Here is a 23,684-nt window from a genome sequence, read left to right on the forward strand (position 1 = left end):
GCCGACTGTTTTTGTGTAGTTTCATTGTTAAGCGACCCGCCGGCGAATCAGCTTGACTAACGCAATCAGGCTAGCCGGAATTAACGCGGCTGCCATGATGGCCAAGAAGCAGAGTGATAGGTGACTTTGCACGAACGGAATTGATCCGAAGAAGTAGCCGAGTGAACAGCCGACTGCGACCCAGATGCCAACTCCTATTAAGTTCCAGCGGGCAAATGACCGTTGTGGCATGTTCGCCGCGCCGGCACTCAGTGGGACGAAGGTCCGAATTAACGGGACGAAACGGCCGAACATAACGGCTTTAGCCCCGTACTTGGTAAAGAAGTCGTGGGCTAGCCGTTGCTTATCGGCGGGTAGGCGGCGCTGCAACCACGGTAAGCGAATCAGGTGCCGGCCGATTTCAAAGTTAACGGTGTCGCCGATGACCGACGCCACGAAGAAGACTGGGACTAAGATTTGAATATTGAGGGTCGCCCCGTGGCTGGCCGCCATGGTACTGGCTAGAAAAATTAGGGATTCGCCGGGGAGAAACGGAAAAACGACCATGCCGGTTTCCAAGAAAATAACGGCGAATAGCAAGATGTAACTCCAGCTACCCAGGGTGGTTAGCAGCGGGACAATCAGTTGTTCTAAGTGGGTTAACGTGGTAATCAATGCGGCCATCCGGACACCTCCAAACAAGTTGGGTTCATTCTAGTCGCCTTGCGCGTTGAAAACTAGTGATTTTGGCTTTTCAGCCGAAACTTAAACGAATTGCAACCTTAATTACTGAATGCTAACCGAATATTCAAACAATCTTTACACTTAAACATTGAAAGCGATTTGCTAAACGGGTTATTGATTGAGTCACGCTCGCGATAGTGATAAAATTATTGTTCGATATTTAAGAATGGAGGGCGTTACATGGCTAAGTCAATTAAGGCTTCGGAACAGGAGCACTTAGATCACGTGGTTGCAAAAATTAAGGTGGCACAAGACGAACAAAGCGCCACCATTGAACGGTCGGAGAAGGACCAGGCGGACATTAAAACCAACTTTTATAACGACGTCAACATTAAGACCGATAGTTATGAAGGCATGATGGAAACCGGGCTCTCCGTGCGTCAACAACAACAAATGCTGGATGAACGGCAGAACAGTTGGCAACACGCGACTAAGCAGTTATCGACGCTGAAAAAGCTCGAAAAGAACGCCTACTTTGCCCGGCTGGACTTTCACGAAGCCGGCGAACCGAAGACCGAAACGATTTACATCGGGCTAAGTTCGTTTTCCGACTCACCGGACCACTTTTTGATTTATGACTGGCGGGCGCCCATCTCCAGTATTTATTACGACGGTGGCTTGGGTCAGGTGACGTACCAGACGCCGGACGGTCCCCAGAAGGTCGACGTGAAGTTAAAGCGGCAGTTGATGATCGAAGACGGGACCATCGTAACGGTCTACGATACCGACGAAGCGGTCGGCGACTCGATGTTACTCGAAGTGCTGGACGAAAAGTCCTCTACTAAGATGAAGAGTATCGTGACGACCATTCAAAAGGAACAAAATACGATTATCCGCGATACCAGTTCCGACCTATTATTTGTCCAGGGGGCGGCCGGTTCCGGGAAAACGTCGTCGGTCCTGCAACGGGTGGCGTACTTGCTGTACCGTTACCGCGGCAATTTAAGTGCTGGGCAGGTCATTTTATTTTCACCGAACCAATTGTTTAACGACTATATTAACCAAGTGTTGCCCGAACTGGGTGAACAAAACATGGTCCAGATGACGTATTACCAGTACGCTTCGTACCGGTTGCCACGAATGCAGGTCGAAACCTTGCAGCAGCGCTTTGAAACCGAAAATACGCCGGCAATGGCCAAAATCACTCAATTGGAGGGCAGCCTAGCCTTCTTCAACGCGGTCACCACCTATGGCCGCCACTTGGAACGGGCCGACATGCGCTTCCGTAACATTACGCTCGACGGCGACGTGTTGATTCCGCGGGAAAAAATCAAGTCGATCTACTACTCATTTAACGAAAACTATCACTTGGGAAACCGGTTATCGGCAACTAAGGAAGCCTTGATCAAAATCTTGAATCGTAAGGTCGAAGCGGAAATGCGGACTAAGTGGGTCGAAGAAGCGGTTCAGGACTTGTCGCGTGAAGAAATCAACCAGTTATACGGTAACCAGCCGCGTGAATTTAAGAACGGTGACCAGGAATTCCGGTTCCTGGCGCGGAAAATCGTCATTCAACGGCTGGGAAAGGCCCGTACCCAGATTGTGCGCAACCGTTTCTTGAGCATTAACCTGCAGTACGCCCACTTCCTGCGGGAAGTCCCGAAAATTTTGGACTTGCGGCGCTTTAACATTAGTCAGGACGAGTGGGTCGCCGCGGTTGAAGCAAAGTTGGATCGGATTAAGCAACGGCAAGTTTCGTTAACCACCGTTTCGGCTTACATGTACCTGCACGACTTGATGACTGGCAAGAAGGGCCAGCGCGATATCCGCTTTGTCTTCCTTGATGAAATTCAGGATTACAACGCCTTTCAGTTGGCCTTCTTGAAATTTAGCTTTCCGCGGGCCCGCTTTACCATGCTGGGTGATTTAAATCAGGCGATTTTTACTAAGGAAAACAGCCACACCTTGATGGGCGAGCTGGAGACGATGTTCGATCCCGATAAGACGCGGGTCGTTCAGTTAACGAAGTCCTACCGCTCAACCCAACAGATTACCGATTTCACCAAGGAAATTCTGGTTAACGGTGAGGCGGTCACCGCCTTTGATCGTCAGGGGGACTTGCCCAACATCACGGTGGCGGCGGACTTCGACACGGCGGTTGACCAGGTTGTCGACCAGTTAGCCGTTAACGATTCGGACCGCGATACCACCGCGATTATTGGCAAAACGCTGGCGGAATGCGAGCGCTTGACGCAAGCCCTAAAGGCTCGTGGCGAGAAGGTCACCTTAATTCGCACGGAAAACCAACGTTTAGCACCGGGCGTCATCGTGGTCCCGTCATTTTTAGCCAAGGGGCTGGAATTCGACGCGGTCATCGTCTGGAACGCCAACCGCGATCATTACCATCGTGAGGACGAACGCCAACTGTTATACACGATTTGCTCACGGGCGATGCACGAACTGACCATCGTGGCGGTCGGTGAATTGACACCGTTGCTCGACCGTGTGCAACCGCAACGGTACGTGATCGAACAAGCGGTTTAAAGAACATGATTAATGAAACGAACACCCTGGGGCTTCCCAGGGTGTTTTTGCGGTTATAATGTTCATTTAAATAACCGAAACGGCCATTGATCGTTTAAACAATATATTTATAATTAAATTAGTTGACCGGGATGACAATCTCCAGTATGGTTTAGTTATCATTAGGTTTAGGGAGTCAACTAAACCGGGACGGCAGACGGAGAAAATGGAGTTGGCAATCGAATCGTTCGTTCACTTTTTTGACGCATATTAACACGGGGGTGGCAATTATGCGGATGGTAGTTAATGAAAAACGGCATTATAAGATGTACAAAAAGGGGCGCCTGTGGGTCATTGCGGGAATCACCGTCGCAACGGTCGGGGCGGGTAAGCTGACTGCCCAAGCAGCGGCGGCTGCACCAGTTGATTCAGCGGCTCAGGCGGGCCAGACTGACGGTGGCAGTGTGGCTCAGCCTAAGCAGGTGACGCTGACGGCGCCAAAAGTCGTTACGGAAAATAAAAGCGCTAACACGGACTCCTCGACACCCGTAACACCGGCAACTGCGGCACCGGATGAGTCCGCTACTGCACCGAACGACGCCACGGTGACTGAACCGTCAAGCGCACCGGCTTCACCAACTAGCGCGGTAACGCCAACTAGCAGCACCGCACCGAGTCAGGCTGATTCCGGGGCGCCGACGCAATCGCAGTCGGTCGGCTCAGCGGGCGCAACCAGTGCGCCCGAAACGGACCAGTCGGCCGCACCCACTAACGTTGCACCGGCAAGTAAGCCGGCCGCGGCCGCTAACAAAGTCGCACCCGCTCAACCAGTGGCGACTAAGGCAAGTGTTCGTGCAGTTGAAGCGGATACCGGTGACGAAGACGTTAGCGGCCAGTTTGAGGACGCTAATTTGTTGGCAGCCGTGCGTAAGGGATTAAAGTTAGCGGATGACCAGGTGCTGACGGTTAACGTGATTAAGGAACAAAAATCTTCAATATCAGTATCAATAAAAGATGGGGATGATTATTTACCGGTTAAGTCGCTTAAAGGGCTGCAGTTACTGGGTAATTTGAATGACGGGGTGTACGTTAACGTTGATTTGGAATTGGGATCGACACCGGAGGAACTGCGGGCAATTGATTTATCCCCATTGCAGGCACTTAAGTTGAACGGCCTACATTTAATTACCGATTATTGGCGGTATGCGACTGATGACCAGTTGAAGTTGATTGCGGGGCTTGATACCTCGGCAATTACATGGTGCGACGTTTACCCGTGCTAATACGCTCCAGGCCAATAATACCGGACTGAATAATCATCAGTTTGCAATTTTAGCACCGTTTATTCAAGGGGTATTTGAAGCTAACACACCTGTTTGGTCTGTCGTTGTCAGTGTTGCGGGCAATAATATTACCGATTTTAGTCCGCTGAAAAATATCTCACCACAGAAACGTGGTGGTATGTTAACGGCGTGGTTCCAATATGGTTGGAATGTTGATCCGATTCCGATTAAGGCTGGAGAAACGATGATTGTCACGTCGCCACTAACCGATATTTATGGTGACTCGATCAATTACAATGTCCGGTACTATCAAGATGATGGGACCGAAAATGGAAAACTCGTTGTTGCGGATGCGTTTCAAGAGGAAGCGACAACTGACGATGGTGCCACCCGCATGGTTTGGAAATATAAATTGGTCAATCCTAAAATTACGAATGGGATGGTGCGGTACGGCCAGTGGGGGACGGGTGACGTTGCAAGACCCGAATATACCACTGATAGCCAGGGTAACCCGATGAAATCTTTTCAGTTGAACACCGGGATGCACGTCATTCAATACGTAACCGAGTCTCAAGCTAGCCTGACCTTTAACCCGAGCGAGGTCGTTATGGGGCCGGACGCTAGCTGGAACTACGTGGATCACATTAACACGGCGACCGACTACGATGGCAATCCGATTGACGCTAGCCAGTGGCCTAATCTGAATATTCAGCAAGTTTCGCCGCTTGACCTAGCTAGTGCCGGACAGCAGACTGTCAGGTTTGCATATACCGATGAGCAGAATAACGTCTTCTACGTTGACGCCGTGGTCGACGTTGTTGCGAGTCAAGCCACGATTACCGCGGCCGCCGACCAGATTGTTTGGCCAAGTGAAGTCAGTGGCTTAACGGCCGCTGACTTGGTGGCCAGTGTCACCGACGCGACCGGTCAGGCGCTGACGGACTTTAGTGCGGTCACTATGACGGCGGTTGACCCGGCTAAAGCTGGGGCACAGCCAGTCACTTTAAGCTATACCGACGTTGCGGGTAACGTGGTGACGGCTACCGCCTACGTAACGGTCGACCTTGCCAGTTTGACGACCACCGCGACCGAAGTGGTTGCTGGGCCGAACGCTAGCTGGGATTACCTGACCGCAATCACGGCGGCAACCGACAGTAACGGTCAGACCATCGATGGCCACAACGCCGACGTGCAGGTCGTCACGCCACCGGATCTGAGCACGGCTAAAGTTGGTGTCCCACAAACGGTGGTCTTAGCGTATACGGATAACCTGGGACGGACCCAAACCGTGAACGCTACCGTCACCACGCTTAAATCCCAGGCGATTTTGGCGGGCACCGACCTGACCCTGATTGCCGGGCCAAACGCCACTTGGCAGTTGGCAGATAGTGTGGACCTGGCGCATAGCTTGGATGCTAGTGGGCAGCCGTTGACCACTGCCGACCTGACTAAAATTACGGCGGATACGCGGCCGGACGTGCAAACACCGGGCGACTACCCGCTGACGTTGCGGTACGTGGACGCTGCTGGCAACTTGATTATCGGTAACGCCAGCGTAACGGTAGTGGCCTCCAAGGCCGCGATTAAGGTTACGGACAGTCGGTTAACGACCGGCGCAACTTGGCAACCGGCGGATAACTTCGTTAGTGCCACCGCGGCAGCCGGCCAACCGTTAGCGCTGACTGACCTAACCGTGACTGGCAAGGTGACGACGAACCGGCCGGGCACTTACCAGGTCACCTACCAGTATACGGATGCCATCGGGAACGTGGTGACGGCTACCGCAACCGTGACCGTGGTCGACCCTGAAACACCAATTGAACCGGAAAATCCGGAAAAACCAAAGGAACCGGAACAACTCGGTGAGGTCGATGGTATTCAGGATGGTGACAATCAGCAAAATGGCACTGGGACGGGCCAGGAGACGACGGCCGATGGTGACCAGGTAGATGGTCAAAGTTCAACGACTAGCCAAAGCGAAAAATCAGAGGTGCTGACACCGGACGCGCCGAAAACCGTGCAACCGGCCAGTGCGAAGGCTCAGGCCAGCGCGACATCTTTGCCGCAAACCGACGAAACGTCGCGGAGTGCGCTGACGGTATTGGCTGGCGTTCTCGGATTAAGTAGTTTGGTCGCGGGGGTTGGGGCAACCCGCCGCCGTCGTGACCGGTAATTTTAGACTTTTAAACGTTTCTACCAGATTCGGTGGTGGAAACGTTTTTTTGAATCGTGAAAATTATAATTATTATTGAAAAGTAATTAAAAAATGGCATATTTTGATAAACTGCCGGGTGGTGCCAACTATTTCGCCAAGCCGGCGTTCGGGGGCCGGTTGGATGTGCTATAATCAACCCATTAATTAACTAATGGTGGCAGACAACGATGAAAGAGCAGATGAACTATTACCGGTTTTCACGTGACCAGTGGAAACGGTTTTACCGTAACGGACACGTCCCGTTAACGGCCGAAAATTTACACGAAATCAAAGCGTTCAACGACCAAATTAGCTTGGAAGATGTCCGCGAAATTTATTTGCCGGTTACGCATTTATTGCAGGCCAAGTTCGAACATTACTTATCTTGGCGGGCGGCGGAATCGTCCTTTTTGCAACAAAAAAATAAGCAGTCCCCGTTCATTATTGGGGTCTCTGGGAGCGTTGCGGTGGGAAAATCGACGACCGCTCGGTTATTAGAAATTTTATTTAAATATCTTTACCCGAATCGGCGGACCCAGTTGATCACGACCGACGGTTTCCTCTATTCGAACGCCGAGTTGAAGAAGATGCAGTTGATGGAACGCAAGGGCTTTCCGGAAAGCTACAATATGCCGCGACTGATTGAATTCTTGAACGACGTTAAGAGCGGTCAGCCGTTAGCCAAGGCACCGATGTATTCGCACCAGACGTACGACGTGGTGCCGAACCGCTTTGACGTTATTACCCACCCGGACATTTTGATTATTGAAGGGATTAACGTGCTACAGTTACCGACCAATCAGCACATCTACATTAGCGATTTTACCGATTTTTCGGTTTACGTGGATGCCGATGCCGACCTGATTGAAACCTGGTACCTGGAACGCTTTAAAGCGTTAATGAAGACCGCTTTCCAAGACCCGTTGAACTACTTTTATCCGTGGGCGATTGGTGATCCGGAAGCGGCAATTAAGATGGCAAAGGGCGTTTGGCACGACGTGGACTTGAAAAACTTGAATGATTATATCCTGCCAACGCGGAATCGTGCGGATTTGATTTTACACAAAGTCGCGCACCACCTGATTGATGCGGTTTACTTTCGTAAGTATTAGCCGCTAAGAAATTTCTCATATTTATTGACCGAACGTTCCGGAATCAGTATGATAGACCTATTGAGCATTAATTAATCCAAAAGGAGTGAACAACTTGGCAAAAACGGACACCGCGTCATTCGACTCAATTCTTGTGTTGGATTTTGGGAGTCAATATAACCAATTGATTACCCGGCGCATTCGTGATTTCGGTGTTTATTCGGAATTGCTTCCAAATACGATTTCCGCTGAAGAAATCAAAGCCCGCCACCCCAAGGGGATTATTTTCTCCGGTGGCCCTAACAGTGTTTACGATGATGGCGCCTTTCGGGTTGATCCCGAGATTTTCAACTTAGGCTTACCTATCTTGGGAATCTGTTACGGGATGCAGTTGATGACTTACACGCTGCCTGGCGGTAAGGTCGAATCAGCTGACAACCGTGAATACGGCAAGGCGAACATCCAAGTGACCAGCGACGCGTCGACTTTATTTGACGATACGCCGAAGGAACAGTCGGTTTGGATGAGCCACGGTGACTTAGTGACCGCGGCTCCGGACGGCTTTGACGTGGTTGCAACGTCGAAGAACTGCCCAATCGCGGCCATTCAAAACGTGGATAAGAAGTTCTACGGTATTCAATTCCACGCCGAAGTTCGCAATACGGACTACGGTAACGATATTTTGAAGCACTTTGCGTTTGACGTTTGCCAAGCGGAAGCTAACTGGTCGATGGACGATTTCATCGATATGCAAATCGAAAAGATTCGTGCCGAAGTTGGCGATAAGAAGGTCCTGCTCGGGCTATCCGGTGGGGTCGACTCCAGTGTCGTTGGTGTGTTATTACACAAAGCCATCGGGACGCAATTAACCAGTATTTTCGTGGACCACGGGCTGCTCCGGAAGGGCGAAGCCGAACAAGTGATGGCGAGTCTGGAAGGCAAGTTTGGGCTGAACATCATTAAAGTGGATGCCAAGGACCGTTTCTTAAGCAAACTCGCCGGGGTCAGTGATCCTGAAAAGAAACGGAAGATTATTGGTAACGAATTTATCCAAGTCTTTGACGAAGAAGCCACGAAACTGAACGGGATGGAATTCCTGGCGCAGGGGACGTTGTACACCGACGTCATCGAAAGTGGGACTTCCACCGCACAAACCATTAAGTCCCACCATAACGTTGGGGGCTTACCAGAAGACATGCAGTTCAAGCTGATTGAACCGTTGCGGACACTCTTTAAGGATGAAGCCCGTGAATTGGGTGAAAAGCTGGGCATGCCTTCCGACCTCGTTTGGCGGCAACCGTTCCCAGGTCCCGGTCTCGGGATTCGGGTCATCGGTGAAATTACCGAAGACAAGTTAGAAATCGTCCGCGACAGTGATTACATCCTGCGTGACGAAATTAAGAAGGCCGGCCTCGACCGCGATATCTGGCAATACTTCACCGTCTTACCAGGGATTCGCTCCGTTGGGGTCATGGGTGACGGCCGGACTTACGATTATACGGTCGGGATCCGCGCCGTGACGTCGATCGACGGCATGACCGCCGACTTCGCCCGGATTCCGTGGGACGTCTTGCAAAAGATTTCCGTGCGGATCGTAAACGAAGTCGACCACGTGAACCGCATCGTGTACGATGTGACGAGCAAGCCGCCTTCGACCATTGAATGGGAATAAAAGGTACATGTAAATTGAACCCGGAATGTTGATTTAGCGGCATTTTCGGAAGATACAAAGGATACGATTGGCGGGGATATTGTTACGTTCCCCGCCAAAATCCCCGCCAAGTTTGGGCCGAATGAGGGCTGATTGGCGGGGATTTTTGTTAACCAGTCATTAACGATCAGGCCATCTCATGTCATGCGACCAGAATTCGGAAGTTAAGCGTTCTGTAAAAACATAAGGCGTGAGAGCACTCAAATATTTGTTGAGTGAAAGATTACGTAAGGACGAATATTCACTGAACAAATCGAGTAAAATGAAACTAATAAGAATCCATTGGAGGATAAGCTGATGCCAGCCAAAAGCAATGAACTGAAAATCGAGGATAAGCTCTGGGAAGCTTGTGATAAGTTACGGGGGTCGATGGATCAGTCTACTTACCGAAACGTTGTGTTAGGGCTGATTTTTTTGAAGTATGTGTCCGATACATTCGAAGAACGACACGCTGAACTTGAGGCTACTGAATATCCAGAGGATGCGGAAGATCGTGATTTTTACGATGCCGAAAACATCTTCTGGTTGCCTGAGAATGCACGTTGGTCTATCATTGCTGCGGCTGCCAAAACGCCAGATGTCGGAACCATCATTGATGCTGCCATGACCTCGATTGAAAACGAGAATGACAGCATCAAAGGTGTGTTGCCTAAGAACTATGCTTCTGACGATCTATCTAAGGAACGACTCGGTGAAGTTATTGATCTGTTTACCGATGTGCGGGTAGGGGATGAAGAATCGCGGAAGAATGACGTGCTAGGGCGCGTCTACGAGTTCTTCTTGCGTAAGTTTGCAACCAATGGTGATGGTGAGTTCTATACACCGCGCTCGATTGTTCGAACTCTGGTAGACATGATTCAACCGTTCAGTGGCAAGATCTATGATCCGTGCTGCGGTTCAGGAGGCATGTTTGTTCAGTCTGAAGAGTTTGTGAGTGAACATCAGGGGAATATCCTTGACCTTTCTGTATATGGCCAAGAATGGAATCCAACGACTTGGCGCTTGGCAAAGATGAACTTGGCAATTCATGGTATTGACAACAATCTTGGTCCACATAATGCAAACACGCTGCTAGATGATCAGCATCGTGGTGAACGGTTTGATTATGCGCTGGCAAACCCACCATTCAACGTCAAGGATTGGGGTGCGGATAAGGTCACTGACGACGCCCGTTGGAAATGGGGCATGCCGGGAAACAGCAATGCCAACTATGCTTGGATTGAACATATTTTGAGTAAGCTGGCGCCTGATGGTAAAGCGGGGATTTTCCTTGCTAACGGTGCACTGTCTACGTCAAGCAAGGATGAGCTTGCTATCCGTAAGGCTCTGCTTGAAGATCATAAGGTGGACGCAATTGTTGCGATGCCAACGCAGATGTTTTATTCGGTTTCAATTCCCGTCGCCGTTTGGATTTTTGATATGGACCAGGCAAGTGAAGGGGAACGTGATAGAACGGGTGAAACGCTATTTATTGACGCTCGAGAACTAGGAAAGATGACCGATCGAACCCATCGAGAATTCACACGAGAAGATATTGACAAAATTGCTAGTGTTTACCACGCCTACAATGGTACGTCCGGTGAGATATATAAGGATGTTCTGGGGTTTTGTAAGGCCGTTCAACTTAAAGAAATTAAGACTAATGATTATGTCCTAACGCCTGGCCGATATGTTGGTTTGGCTCATCAAGAACAGATGAGTGATGAAGACTATGACGTTGAGATGAACAAGATCAGTGCTGACTTACAAGACCAATTTAAGCAAGGTAACATTCTTCAGCAACGAATCCTGAAAAATCTGCGAGGAATTGGTTATGGAAAATAGAATTGTAAGATTGGGCGATGTGATTACAGCAAATTATGGAAGAGCTTTACCGAAGAAAAATCGGGTTTCTGGAAAAATTCCTGTATATGGATCTTCTGGAGTCACCGACTATCATAATCGTTCAATTGTTGACGGTCCGGCAATAATTATTGGACGGAAGGGGAATATTGGATCTGTTTTTTTGACAGAGAATTCATTTTATCCTATTGACACGACTTACTATGTTACGCGAGAAGACTTAAAAGATCTTGATATATATTTTGCGTATTATTTGTTGCAATTTTTACCACTTCAGGAAATGAATACTGATAGTGCAGTTCCGGGCCTTAATCGCAACAATCTGTATTCTATTCCAGTAAAAATTCCGGATTTGGCCACTCAGGTAACTGTTGCTAATATATTGCAAACAATTGACAAAAAAATTCAACTTAATCAACAAATTGACAAGAATTTATTGAAGTTAATTGATGGCATGTTTAATAGAGTGTACTTAGGTAGTGACCTGGTCAAAAATGCCAGTAAGGTGAAGCTGTCGAGCATAATACGAACAAAGTCAGGTACGTTTAATCCCAAGAAAAGTAGTGAGGTCTTTGTTAACCATTTTAGTATGCCCGCATTTGATGCCACTAGATTTCCAATTGTTGATGCTGCTTCAGATATCAAGAGCAATAAAAATGTAGTTGAGCCATTTTCAATTTTAGTATCTAAGATGAATCCAGATGTAAAGAGAGTGTGGTTGCCAAACACGTCTAAGGAGTTACTAAATGTTGCCTCAACCGAGTTTCTAACATTTAATGCTGATGTACCTGAAATGCAAGCATTTGTGTACGCTGTTGTGAATGATAAAAGGTATCAGACGTATCTTGAATCCAATACAACAGGGTCGACAAATTCACGCCAGCGAGTATTGCCTAGAGTAGCGTACTCATACGAAATTCCTTACGTCAAAGAAGTTGCTCAACAATTTGGATTCCAAATAATGGATATTATTGACATGATCAAGCTGAACAAAGAGCAGAACCAGCATTTGATCAGGCTTCGCAACGTACTCTTGCCTAAACTGCTTGCTGGTGACATAGATCTGTCAAACATCGAAACGGTGATGAATAATAATGCCTAACACCAAATCATTTACAAACGAACAGGATGTTGAGCTGGAGGCAATTGATGCGCTGGTATCCTTGGGGTATCAAGATTACCGAAGTGAAAGCTATAAAGACCCCAATGATGTCATTGACGCCGAGCGTAATAATGACCACAAGCGGGTGATTTTGCACCAGCGTTTACGTGACGCATTGGAACATAATACACCAGGACTGAAGGATGCTATCTATAAGGAGGCAGTCCGCCAGTTTTATTTGGTGACGGATGGCCCTGACTTGATGGCAAACAACCATCAACTACACAAGCTAATCATTGAGGGTGCGAAGGTTAAAGTTACTGAAGATGGGCAAGACCACACCTATGTACTTAAACCAATCGATTTCGATAATGTGGATGCCAATGATTTTGTAGTGACCAACCAGTTTACGATGGCGCAAGGTGACCGTCAACGGCGCCCGGATATTACGATATTTATCAATGGGTTGCCACTTGTGACGTTTGAACTGAAGAACCAGGCCAATGCCAATGTGGGAATTGAAGACGCGTTTAACCAATTACAGACCTACAAGCAAGATATTTCTGACTACATGGCCTACAACGAAATTCTTGTCATTAGTGACGGGGTAAATGCGCAGACGGGTTCCCTGTCTGCTGGCTTTGACCGCTTCATGCAATGGCGTTCACCTGAGCAGCGTGATGACAAACAGTTGGATGTCTATGCAATGGAGACGCTAATCAATAATATGATGAAGCGTGACGTTGTATTGGACTTGATTCAGAACTTCATCATTTTTGAGACCGATGGGGCGAAGACCTTCAAGATTCTCGCCGCTTACCATCAATACTACATGGTCAACAAGGCTGTTGAAGCCGCGGCTAAGACACTCCAAGATCCTGATAGCAATCGTATCGGGGTGGTTTGGCATACGCAAGGTTCTGGCAAATCCCTTTCAATGGTGTTCTTCTCAGGTATTGTCAGTCGTAAGCTGGGCAATCCGACGATTCTGGTTGTGAATGACCGTAATGATCTTGATGACCAATTAGGACAGACTTTTGCCGCGGCACATGATTATCTTCGGCAGACGCCAACACAAGCAAAATCGCGTACGGAAGTCCGTGATTTGTTGGAACGCAAGGGCGGCGGTATTGTCTTTTCCACCATCCAAAAGTTCGCGCCAGAAGAAAACGAGGATAGAATGCCGGTTCTCAATACACGGTCTGACATCATTGTGATCTCTGACGAAGCCCACCGTTCGCAGTATGGGTTGAAAGCGAAATTCACCAAGAATGGGGTGAAGTATGGTTATGCGCAGTACATGCGAGAAGCATTACCTAACGCTTCCTTCATCGGTTTTACTGGTACGCCGATTGACTTCAGTGATAAGTCGACACGTGGTGTATTTGGTGACTACATCGATGTATACGATATGTCTGCCGCGGTGCGTGACCACGCAACCGTGCGGATTTACTATGAGAACCACATCATCCCGCTAGATCTCGATCCACAGGTACAGCATAAGTACGAAATGGTGATGGAAGAAGCTGGGGTTTACAATGCAGGCGAACAGACCGAAGAACAGAAACGCCGCGCTGAGTTTACCAAGCTGGAGCGACTGGCTGGTACGAAAGGACGCTTAGAAGTTCTGGCGAAGCACTTTGTAAAGCATTTTGAGGCGCGTCAAGCGCAGGAGTTCGGCAAGTCAATTATCGTTGAAATGTCGCGTCGAAATGCGGTGAAGCTCTATGATGAGATTATCAAGTTACGTCCAGATTGGCATTCTGACGATTTGATGAAGGGCAAAATAAAGGTCATCATGACGTCCGACGCTGCCTCTGATGGGCCGGAGCTTGCGAAACATCACACGAATGCAGCGGATCGTCGCAATCTTCAACAGCGAATGAAGGACGATCAAGATGAACTTCAAGTAGTCATTGTGGTAGACATGTGGCTGACTGGATTTGATGCGCCAGCAGTGAATACAATGTACATCGACAAGCCAATGCACGGTTACAACCTGATGCAAGCCATCGCCCGTGTCAACCGGGTCTTCAAAGATAAAGATGGTGGCTTAATCGTTGATTATATCGGGATTGCTGACAGTCTAAAGGCGGCGTTGCAACAATACTCTGATTCTGACCAAGAGCAGACTGGAATTAACGTGGACAAAGCCATCATGTTGATGAAGGAAAAATACGACATCATCACTAACGACTACTTGTATCATGTTGATTACAGTGACTTCACCAGTGATGATCGTAAGAAGAGTCAAAAGGCGTTCCGCACGGCGCTAAACGCTGTCGCAATGTTGCAACCTGATCAGCAGCGCAAGTTTGCCGATATCGTTGTTCAACTTCAGAAAGCACATGCGTTAGTCGTCACGACGGATCAAGCCGTCGCCATTGCCGGTGAGGTAGGCTTCTTTGTTGCAGTTAAGAATGCGTTGATTAAGCTGATGCAAACCGCCAGTGATTCGCGGCGCAAGATTGGCAACAGCCAGTTAAACCTGAAGCTCGATCAACTTGTTAATCAATCTGTGTTGGCAGAGAAACCTATTGATCTGTACGAAGAGCTAGGATTAGAGCGGCCGGAGCTAAGCTTGCTATCCGAAGATTTTTTGGATAGCGTTGGGCAGATGCCGGAGAAGAGTCTGGCGATGAAGTTGCTTGAACGGTTACTCAAAGGCAAAATCAGAGCGATGACCAAGGTAAACTTAGTTCAGTCGCGTAAGTTCGGCGATATGTTGGAAGCGTCATTGGACGCGTACAACCAACGTGGCGTGACCACCGAATTAGTGATTCGTAAGCTCATTGAACTTGCTAAGACCATGCAGGCTGCAGAGACTGATGGCCAAGATTTGGGCCTGTCCGTTGAAGAAAAAGCGTTCTATGACGCACTAGCGGATGAAAAACGTGCGGCTGAGGAACTGGGTGCTGACAAGCTACAAGAGATTGCTAAAGCTCTAGTTAAAGAAGTGCGCGATTCTGCTCAAAGAACAGATTGGGTACAGCGTGAGTCAGCTCGGGCAAGCATGCGAATCGCTGTTAAGAGATTGTTGCGCAAGTATGGGTATCCGCCTGATTTTACTAAGTCTGCGGTGGAGACTGTTGTTGAGCAGGCTGAGAAGATGGCGTTCAACGAAACTGGTGCCAATTTATAAGTGCAAGCACAATATATAGCGTACAAACACAGGTTCCCGTACTCTTATTGTGTTATAATTAATTCCGAATGACGTAATAATTTGAATTGGAGGAGTTAATGTGATTAATCCTGGAAAGCAGTTGGAAGATATAGAGTTAACGAAAACCCAACGTGAACGTGCCGTTACTCTATACACACATTTGTGTGAGGGAATACAAGCCAGGGGGCTTAATATCAGTTTCTATCCCCAGGGATCGTTTGCCTTAAAAACGGCTGTTCGTCCATTCGCAAAAGGTAAAGAGCAAGCCTACGATGTAGATGTGATTTGTAATTTCGATGATTATTCAAAAGATGAATTAGATAGTGGACAACTTATGCTGCTTCTAAGACAGACAGCTCGAGAAGTTTGTAAAGAACGCTCGCTGGAGATTGATTATTATGAGCGTTGTGTAACAGTACACTATGCAGATGATCCTTCGGGCGTTTCTTTTTCCATTGATCTAATTCCAGCGGTTCGGGAATCGGAATTAAAATTGGCGGTCTTAAGAGCTAAAACAGAAGAATCCGAATTGGTTGAAACCTCGATAGCAATCGATAGTCTTTCAAGAGGGTGGATTACTAATAATCCACAAGGGTATCGTAAGTGGTTTGAGGAGAAAGCTGATCAATTTGATAGTAGATTCATTCAAGAGAGCCGGGGAGTGTTTGCTTCTGTTGAGGAACTTCCCGATGATGACACACCAAGTAGTCGCCTTAGGCAATCAATCAAATTACTAAAGCGTCTTAGGGATGTCTACTACGACGAAATTGATGCGAAGACTTCTTCTCCTTCAGTGATTATCACAACGATTGTAACAAAGCTTGCGCAAAGTATAAGCCCAAGCGTAACCAGTCTTGAGCTACTGGATGCAATTATTCTGGAGCTTAACCAGGTGTTCCTATTACATGAAAGGGGGGAAGCATACGCCACAACCTATCAAACGATGCCTATCGCCAAAATTGTAATGAGAGAAAACGGAAAGTGGGTTCTGAGAAATCCCACCAATTGGGAAGATAATGTTCTGAGCTCATGGAACGAAACCGGAGCGGTTGCCTCAAAGGAATTCTTTGGGTGGATTAAAAGTTTGCAGGTTATTACCAAGGATTACAAGAAACGTGGGCAAAGTGATCTGGAGTTTGAACAACAGTTTAGGGGATTACTACTCATAAACAAAAAGTCCCCAAATATGCCTCGCTTTAATGTGAATAGCTCTAATGGCGTTAAGCCTTGGAAGAAACAATGATTAGCTCAGCGACAGTTAGGAATGCCGTTAGTCAAAATTCATTCTTTGAAGAATTAGAATGTCGTGATCAAAATGGGTCTATTGTGATAAAGGTCCATATTAAGGGAATAGTTAATGCGGGACGGATACCATTATGGCTTAACTATAATATTGGCATTTTGATTTCGAAGAAGTTCCCAAAGGATTTACCGTTGGTTATTGATTATGAAAAGTTGTTAGACGTTCATTTTGAGCACATCAATCCTGATAGGACACTCTGTCTAGCAACCCCCATTGAATTGCGAAACAAGCTGGTAGGTCTACACCCCGAAAAGGTGCTGTTAGAGTTGATCTTAGGCTATATGACGCAATATGCATACTGGCAGCAATTTTCGTGCTATTTGATTGAACCGCAGCAGCATGGACTTGCGGGTATTCTTGCAGATTATGGTAATCGACTGGGAGTCGAAAAATTAGCTACAATCGTAGATTTTCTGAAGTGCATTCAGAACCCAAAGGTTAACGCGAATAAACCGTGTCCATGTAGATCAGGTCGTTCTCTTAGAGCCTGTCACATGAGAACGTTATCCAGTTTGTGCCCCACGGTTGATGCATGGATGCAGATGAAAACTGATTTGGAGGAACTATCAAGTTGGCAAGCAACGATTCGTCAAAAAATACAATATGGACGAGACAAAACACCGATGATGCCCTTATCGTGCAGGCAGCTAGTAGATGGTTTTACAATACCGCAGATTGGTTGAATCTGATAAATTGGACGGGAATGGTAATCCTTGCCATCGTAGGAACAATTAAGCTTGAAACGTTTGTGGTGGTGATGCAAATAATATGGTTTTTCGTTGGTTTTTACTTAGATTGTGTGGTTACACGAAACATTGAGAAAGGCACAGGCTTCAGAACGGAATTTGATCATTATGTGTTTGGCTGGTCATCTAAATTGCCAGACTCAACTGTTCGACAAGCAAAACTGGCGATGTCTACGCACCCAAAATGGGTAGTTACTCAGACTACTCACAATGGCAGTAATCCACAGAAGGGCGGCGTAAAAGATTGGTACTACAATAAACCCGCGTGGGATAGGTTACAGGCAACAAAAAATGCTATGTTGGAAAATACAGGTTTTGATAAGCGCGTTAATCATATGGTGTGTTTGGAAGTAGTGCTGGTTCTTGTCGGCATTATCACGATCGGAGTGATTAATAAAGAAAGCTTATTCAAGATGCTGGTTGCAATGTTTGTTGTTTTTTCTGTTCCAGTTCGTAAGTTGGGAGATACCATAATGAATGTGCTGGAAGTTCAGAATGAAAATTCACAACTTGAGCGAGATATAGAAAAAGCCACTAGTGTTAGCGAGTTAGTAGATGCTCAAAATAAGATCAATAAAAAGAGACTGATTCCAAATACTAGCCCAATGTTTGCATACTGGCTGCTTAGAAGAAGAGTGGATAAAATTTTTCATAATACGACATTGTCTTGATTTTTAATCTCATGTTTCTTGTGAGTGATGATGCATGTTTATAACTCCGTATCATGACGATCCTTGTCGATGATACGGTTTTTTATTGGATATCGATCCTGTTGCCAATAATTCCGGTTATAAAAATGTCAGTCTGACGGATCGTTAACATTAAGAGTTTGTTACAGTACCAGCTTTTGTTTCAAAACGTGTCCCACAAACTGTCTGTATATGTTGAGAGCGAAAGTTCTCGCAGACCTTCCGGAGGGGTCTTGCAACGTACGCCGCCGTGCGCGGCGTGCAGCGCGAAAGCCGCTAGCGCGAGCGGCGGCGGTCGGCGTTAGCCGGCCGCCACAAGCCCCCGGTCTCTAATAGGGGGGCAAATATTAGAGACAAAATACACGTAAGTAGGACGAAAGCGCCGGTGGCAAGCCACTTTGCGTAAGCAGAAAGAAGGCTTTGCTGTCAGGTCGCTTCGAAAGGAGCTAACATGCTGAAAGATTTGAACTTAGTCGGCGGGATGACGAATACCGACTGGCTAAACCAGTTTCATGATGAGATGCGCACGCACAAGATCACTCAGGGCCAATTAGCGAAGACGGCTGATTACAGTCGATCGCATTTGAACCAGCTGCTGACGGGAAACAAGCCGATTAACCAACAAGCGCGGTTGCGATTGACGTTGGCACTGCGGTCGTTGACCGGCCAGAACAACGTTGACGTCTGTATTGATTACTTGGGCGTTACCTTCAAGTCGCACGACTATGAAGAACTGGTGACCGAACTGTTCCAGATTAACCTGAATCACTTTAATCTCAAAGAAGGGGCGCGATACGGGTACGCGGCGACCTTCAAATGTGGTGAAATCGATGTGTTGCTGTCGCCGTATCAAGATGTGAATGCAGACGGTTATGATCCAAGCGAAGACAGTGGCACAATGATTGAACTGAAGGGCCAAGGCTGCCGCTATGTTGAATCGTATTTGCGCCAGCAGAATCGCACCTGGTACGACTTCCTAGAGACGTGCATTGCGCTTGACGGTCATTTCACCCGAGTTGACCTCGCCATCAATGATCGCAATGGCTTGCTTGACGTACCAACCTTGATTGAGAAGTGTGACCGTGATGAATTCACCTCACGTTTTCATGGTTTCCGAGATAATCGCACCAAGCAGTGGAAGGTATCGGGCAGAACCTTGTATCTGGGGTCGCCGCAAAGTGAAGTGTACTTCTGTATTTACGACAAGGCTTTTGAGCAACACCAGAAGCACCCTGAGATTGCGATTGAAGATCAGCCGATACGGACACGCTTTGAAGTCCGGTTACGTCGCAAACGCGCCGCTGCGGCAATTAAGAATTTGTTGGCAGAGCATGATCCAGAGAAAGTTGTGTTCGGCATCATCAACCGCTACCTGCGTTTTTTGACGCCGAGTCACAAAGCGAAGAGTCAGTGGGCGACAGATCCGCGCTGGGATGCTTTCATCGGCAATTATCGCGACAAGCTGCGACTTTCTACCAATCCTGAACCATTGAGTTACGCGCACATTACCCGTTGGCTCAAGAAGCAGGTCGCGCCGTCGCTGAAGATGTTGCAGCTGATTGATCAGTACAATGGCACTACTGAGCTGAAGGCGATTATTGACGGCGGCAAGTTGACGCAACGCCACTGGGACTTGATTCACCACTATCAGCATCACCGCAACGGCGTTTTGACGGATTCAGAACCGAGTGAGACATCAAAAAAGAGCGACTATGCCGACCAAAGCAAGTAGTCACCCTTCACAGATAAGATTTGGGTCCTATCTGGTTTGATTATCTCACTTCAATCAATGAGAAGGAAGTGACGTAATTGGATAAGAGTTTTGTCTGCTATCAAGATCTGATGGCATTAGGTTTTAAGCAGCACACCGCGCGCAATATTATTAGACAAGCGAAGCAAAGGATGGTACAAAAGGGTTATCCCTTGTATCTCAACCGAAACTTAGGGCGCGTGCCGCGTTCTGTCGTTGAGTCCATTCTCGGGTCACCGATGAATGGAGCTGTTGAGAATGAGTAAAACCAAATATCCAGGCGTATTCATAGACGCCAAAGGTAACTTCTACTATGAAACCGAGTTGGGCACCGATAAGATGAGTGGCAAGCGCGTCCGCAAGAAAGGGCGGAAGGACAGTCAAGGAATGCCATTCAACACTGCGTTTGCGGCGAACAAGGAACTTACGCGGGTGAAGCGTGAATATCATGAGGCGCATGGGTTTACGAACTTTCGCATGACCTACCGCCAGTTCATGAAAGACGCGTATATCCCAGCGTACAAAACCGACGTGGAGGAAAGCACCTTCGCTGTCCGTAATCGCAGCTTTGATATCTGTATCGCCCGCTTTGGCGACCAGCTGTTGCGCGATATCGATATCACCGACGTGCAGAACTTCCGCACGTGGCTGCTCACGGATGAAAAAGACGGCGGTGCGGGCTACTCGCAAGGCTATGCTGGTTTGGTGTTCGGCTGCTTCCGCAAGTCCCTTGACCATGCGATGCAGATGCAGTACCTGTCCAGCAATGTGTCGAAGCGGGTCAAGGCGATTCCTAAGGCCAAAAGCAGCGTGCCGTTCTGGACGAAAGCTGAGTTTGAACAAGTCATCGCGCAAATCTGCATTGATGACATTTACGGTCACCTGAACTTCGTGATGTTGTGGCTGTACTTCCTGACTGGCGTGCGCGTCAACGAAGGCACGGCGCTGTGGTGGCGAGATGTTGATCTCGCCAAGAAGCAGCTACACGTTGACCACATGCTGGTGATGAAGAACCGGCATGACTGGGAGCGCCACGACTACACGAAGACAGACAGCGGCAAGCGCATCTTGACGCTTGATGATGACACCGTGGCAATTCTACGGCGCTGGCGCGAGGTGCAGCATAGTTTCGGTCTGGGTGGGGTAGATGATTTCGTCATGACCTACGATGGCTTGCCGATGACCAAGTCCACGATCTCGCGGATTATCCACCGCTACGCCAAGTTGGCGCAGGTGCACCCAGTCGAAGGCAAAGGGCTGCGCCACAGTCATGCGTCGTATCTCATCAATGAGTTCAACGTCTCCGTACTGGTGTTGTCCAAGCGCTTAGGCCATTCGTCACCTGAGATCACGCTGAAGCACTACTCGCACTTATGGGGCGGACTGGATGCAGATATCGCCGAACAGATTGCGGGTAACATCACGATCAAGACGGCGGGTCAGAATCAGGTGCGGTTCGTGGGGAATCAGGCGGTAAAGTACGATCAACTAAGCCCCGCCAAACTCCCCGCCAAAACAGCAGTTGAGGCATAGAAAGCTAGTGGTGGCGCGGGTTAGCGCCGCTGAAAATACGCTTGAATGGGAATAGATCGCGGCTGGGATAACTGGTTGTGATTGAGAACCATTCGAATTAAATAGCGATTAAGAAAGCACGATTACCGTAATGGTAGTCGTGCTTTTTGACGTGGCATTGTAACTTCATATAGTTAAGATATATAATAATAATTGTTTGATAAACATTTTATAATGGTATGGTTTTAGTAGAAACAAACCATTATAAGGGAACATGGTTGGAGGGAGTAAGATGCAAAGAAAGCGTCACTTATGGATTTGGGTTATTATCGTTGCTTTACTGATTGGTCTAGGGGCCTGGTTAGTGGTTAAGAATAAGTCTAGTAATACACAACGAGCCGATCAGGTTGAGTCAAGCTCGAATCGTTCATCAGCAACTAAAAGAAAAACGGTCGTACAAAGTCAATCGAAAAAGGAAGCAAATTAATAGCATAACGCCCGAAGAAACGGCGTTGGTAATTGCTTATTACGGCGCAAAAAACTTTAACGATAGTGATGGTTGGTCGTCCGTTTACAATCAATTGAGCAACGGCACCTTAAAATTGATGCTGAGTAGCAAGTATAATAAAGAGTTAGCTAAACCGGGAACGGGGGTACAATATGTTTTCGTTAAAAAGCAGTCGGACACTAGTAAATTGACGATAAGAAACGCCCCTAGTTATACACTTGAAAATGATCAGACGGTTAACTTTTATCAGCCTTACAATTATGAAAATACAATTCAACGAGTTGGTTTAGAGGAAATCATTGATTTTGGGAATGAACATGAAATCGCTGGGCAGATTAAGCAGCGTGAAAAAAACGTTACGTTGACGGATGTGCGTAAAACTGAAACCAATAATACACTAACTGAAAATGACTTGAATGATGATCCAAACTACCTTTTTGAAAAGGCTTTAGTCTTCTACGGTACCCAACGTGGAACATCTGATGAATGGAAGTCGTTGAAAAAGATGATTGCGGAAGAGACGGTTAAACTGGAGTTTTCGGGTAGTGCTTCAGAGGGAACGCAGATTGTCTTGCAACAAGCGGGAAGTACCGGAGCGTTGATTTTTTATGAAAGTGCAAGTACGGGGCATCCCGCACTTTATAATTTTGGGCATCTTACGGGTACCGATGAAGATGATTACAAATTTGGTGATACGGGGAATTCAAACGTTGGTTACACCGTTAAGGAACTATTACCCTATATCAATTCACACGGTGGTCGGGCTGCGGTTGAAAAGATGCCAATTGACCAATATTTACCGTAATAAATGTTATTCATCTGTGGCAAAAAAATTAAGCTACGTAGAGTAAGTGACTCGATTCTAAAATTATCAGAAGTAGACTAACAGCACGATTACCAGTCATGGCAATCGTGCTGTTGGTATATTCGGAGACTATTTTGATTTAAGAGGGGAGTTTATCTGAGAACTACCCTAGCTTAGTTAAATGCTCAACAATAATCCTTGCATTCGTTCGCTGCCACGGCTGGCGCCAAATGAACTTAGTTACGGTGGCTTTTAACTTACCAGAGATGGTTTCGATAATAAGAAAATAAGTTAAGCCGTGGTTTTTAACCTGCACCCGGGTCATTTCGGCAAAGGGGATGAAGCCATTTTCACCAGTAAACTGGCTGTGTAGGTCCAAGCCCAAAACTAACAGACCGTCTTTTTCCAAACTCAGGTCAAAGTACGCTTGTGATAGGGCGCTAAGCGGACCAAATCCAGGTAAATTTTGAAAATAGCCGTAAACGTACGGGGCTTCACCGGTAAAGCCAATTTGATGCCGATAAGCCATAATGCGTTCGGGTGAAGAGTCTTGCACTTTGGCGACGGGGTGAGGTGGTTGAACGGTTAGCTGAATCTTAGGCTGGTCATGAGTACCGGTTGGTTGGGTCAAAATTGAACCTCCAAAAATATTTTAAATGACGGTGCCATAAGCGTTAAATTCATCGTGTCAAGTGTGGTGATGAGCCTAGCGACGGCAAATTAATCAGTTTAATTATAAGTGATGATTAAGTAATTATAAATATATTAATTAAAACGGGTGAAGTTTCGGTCGCGGGTA

General features: G+C 47.4%; 17 protein-coding genes. 15 read left to right on the forward strand and 2 right to left on the reverse strand.

Annotated elements, in window-relative coordinates; translation table 11 throughout:
• Positions 1 to 27: 27 nt before the first annotated feature.
• Positions 28 to 663, reverse strand: coding sequence for a VTT domain-containing protein (locus FFM82_RS05815; protein WP_137644931.1), 636 nt, complete (start codon positions 661 to 663; stop codon positions 28 to 30).
• A 240-nt stretch (positions 664 to 903) separates the two neighbouring features.
• Here FFM82_RS05815 and helD point away from each other — a divergent pair, with 240 nt between their 5' ends.
• The 15 genes from helD to FFM82_RS05890 all read left to right on the forward strand — a co-directional run bounded on the left by helD (position 904) and on the right by FFM82_RS05890 (position 22,885).
• Positions 904 to 3,207, forward strand: a complete 2,304-nt coding sequence (gene helD, locus FFM82_RS05820) for an RNA polymerase recycling motor HelD (protein WP_137644932.1) — start codon at positions 904 to 906, stop codon at positions 3,205 to 3,207.
• Between the two features lie 269 nt (positions 3,208 to 3,476).
• Positions 3,477 to 4,469: a KxYKxGKxW signal peptide domain-containing protein gene (locus FFM82_RS05825; protein ID WP_137644933.1), complete on the forward strand. Its 993-nt coding sequence runs from the start codon at positions 3,477 to 3,479 to the stop codon at positions 4,467 to 4,469.
• Positions 4,426 to 6,642: a bacterial Ig-like domain-containing protein gene (locus FFM82_RS05830; protein ID WP_137644934.1), complete on the forward strand. Its 2,217-nt coding sequence runs from the start codon at positions 4,426 to 4,428 to the stop codon at positions 6,640 to 6,642. The genes FFM82_RS05825 and FFM82_RS05830 overlap by 44 nt, the downstream gene beginning before the upstream one ends.
• Before the next feature lie 209 nt (positions 6,643 to 6,851).
• Positions 6,852 to 7,775 (forward strand): type I pantothenate kinase, encoded by a 924-nt coding sequence (gene coaA, locus FFM82_RS05835; protein WP_137644935.1) that lies wholly within the window; start codon positions 6,852 to 6,854, stop codon positions 7,773 to 7,775.
• 94 nt (positions 7,776 to 7,869) lie between these two features.
• Positions 7,870 to 9,426, forward strand: a complete 1,557-nt coding sequence (guaA, locus tag FFM82_RS05840; RefSeq protein ID WP_137644936.1) for a glutamine-hydrolyzing GMP synthase — start codon at positions 7,870 to 7,872, stop codon at positions 9,424 to 9,426.
• A 336-nt stretch (positions 9,427 to 9,762) separates the two neighbouring features.
• Positions 9,763 to 11,289 carry a type I restriction-modification system subunit M gene (locus FFM82_RS05845; protein WP_137644937.1) on the forward strand — a complete coding sequence of 509 codons (1,527 nt, stop codon included), beginning with the start codon at positions 9,763 to 9,765 and terminating at the stop codon, positions 11,287 to 11,289.
• A complete protein-coding gene (locus tag FFM82_RS05850) occupies positions 11,279 to 12,409 on the forward strand; it encodes a restriction endonuclease subunit S (protein ID WP_137644938.1) in 1,131 nt (376 codons plus the stop codon). Before FFM82_RS05845 ends, FFM82_RS05850 begins: the two co-directional genes overlap by 11 nt.
• Positions 12,402 to 15,551, forward strand: coding sequence for a type I restriction endonuclease subunit R (locus FFM82_RS05855; protein WP_137644939.1), 3,150 nt, complete (start codon positions 12,402 to 12,404; stop codon positions 15,549 to 15,551). The genes FFM82_RS05850 and FFM82_RS05855 overlap by 8 nt, the downstream gene beginning before the upstream one ends.
• 100 nt (positions 15,552 to 15,651) lie before the next feature.
• Positions 15,652 to 16,815 carry a nucleotidyltransferase domain-containing protein gene (locus FFM82_RS05860; protein ID WP_137644940.1) on the forward strand — a complete coding sequence of 388 codons (1,164 nt, stop codon included), beginning with the start codon at positions 15,652 to 15,654 and terminating at the stop codon, positions 16,813 to 16,815.
• On the forward strand, positions 16,800 to 17,558 hold the full coding sequence (locus tag FFM82_RS05865; RefSeq protein ID WP_137644941.1) for an SEC-C domain-containing protein: 759 nt from the start codon (positions 16,800 to 16,802) through the stop codon (positions 17,556 to 17,558). Before FFM82_RS05860 ends, FFM82_RS05865 begins: the two co-directional genes overlap by 16 nt.
• Positions 17,447 to 18,292 carry an S-4TM family putative pore-forming effector gene (locus FFM82_RS05870; protein WP_170178228.1) on the forward strand — a complete coding sequence of 282 codons (846 nt, stop codon included), beginning with the start codon at positions 17,447 to 17,449 and terminating at the stop codon, positions 18,290 to 18,292. Before FFM82_RS05865 ends, FFM82_RS05870 begins: the two co-directional genes overlap by 112 nt.
• Positions 18,293 to 18,761: 469 nt before the next feature.
• Positions 18,762 to 20,042 carry a replication initiation factor domain-containing protein gene (locus FFM82_RS05875; RefSeq protein WP_033572651.1) on the forward strand — a complete coding sequence of 427 codons (1,281 nt, stop codon included), beginning with the start codon at positions 18,762 to 18,764 and terminating at the stop codon, positions 20,040 to 20,042.
• Positions 20,043 to 20,119: 77 nt separating this feature from the next.
• Positions 20,120 to 20,326, forward strand: coding sequence for a DUF3173 domain-containing protein (locus FFM82_RS05880; protein ID WP_033572650.1), 207 nt, complete (start codon positions 20,120 to 20,122; stop codon positions 20,324 to 20,326).
• Positions 20,319 to 21,593 carry a tyrosine-type recombinase/integrase gene (locus FFM82_RS05885; protein ID WP_127849356.1) on the forward strand — a complete coding sequence of 425 codons (1,275 nt, stop codon included), beginning with the start codon at positions 20,319 to 20,321 and terminating at the stop codon, positions 21,591 to 21,593. Before FFM82_RS05880 ends, FFM82_RS05885 begins: the two co-directional genes overlap by 8 nt.
• Positions 21,594 to 21,979: 386 nt before the next feature.
• Positions 21,980 to 22,885 carry a hypothetical protein gene (locus FFM82_RS05890; RefSeq protein ID WP_137644942.1) on the forward strand — a complete coding sequence of 302 codons (906 nt, stop codon included), beginning with the start codon at positions 21,980 to 21,982 and terminating at the stop codon, positions 22,883 to 22,885.
• A gap of 163 nt (positions 22,886 to 23,048) precedes the next feature.
• Here FFM82_RS05890 and FFM82_RS05895 read toward each other — a convergent pair whose 3' ends face one another.
• Entirely contained in the window at positions 23,049 to 23,516 is a 468-nt protein-coding gene (locus FFM82_RS05895) for a hypothetical protein (RefSeq protein WP_137644943.1), read from the reverse strand.
• Positions 23,517 to 23,684 lie beyond the last annotated feature (168 nt).

Origin of the sequence: Lactiplantibacillus plajomi, from assembly GCF_005405405.1 — a bacterium.
Lineage (GTDB): Bacteria > Bacillota > Bacilli > Lactobacillales > Lactobacillaceae > Lactiplantibacillus > Lactiplantibacillus plajomi.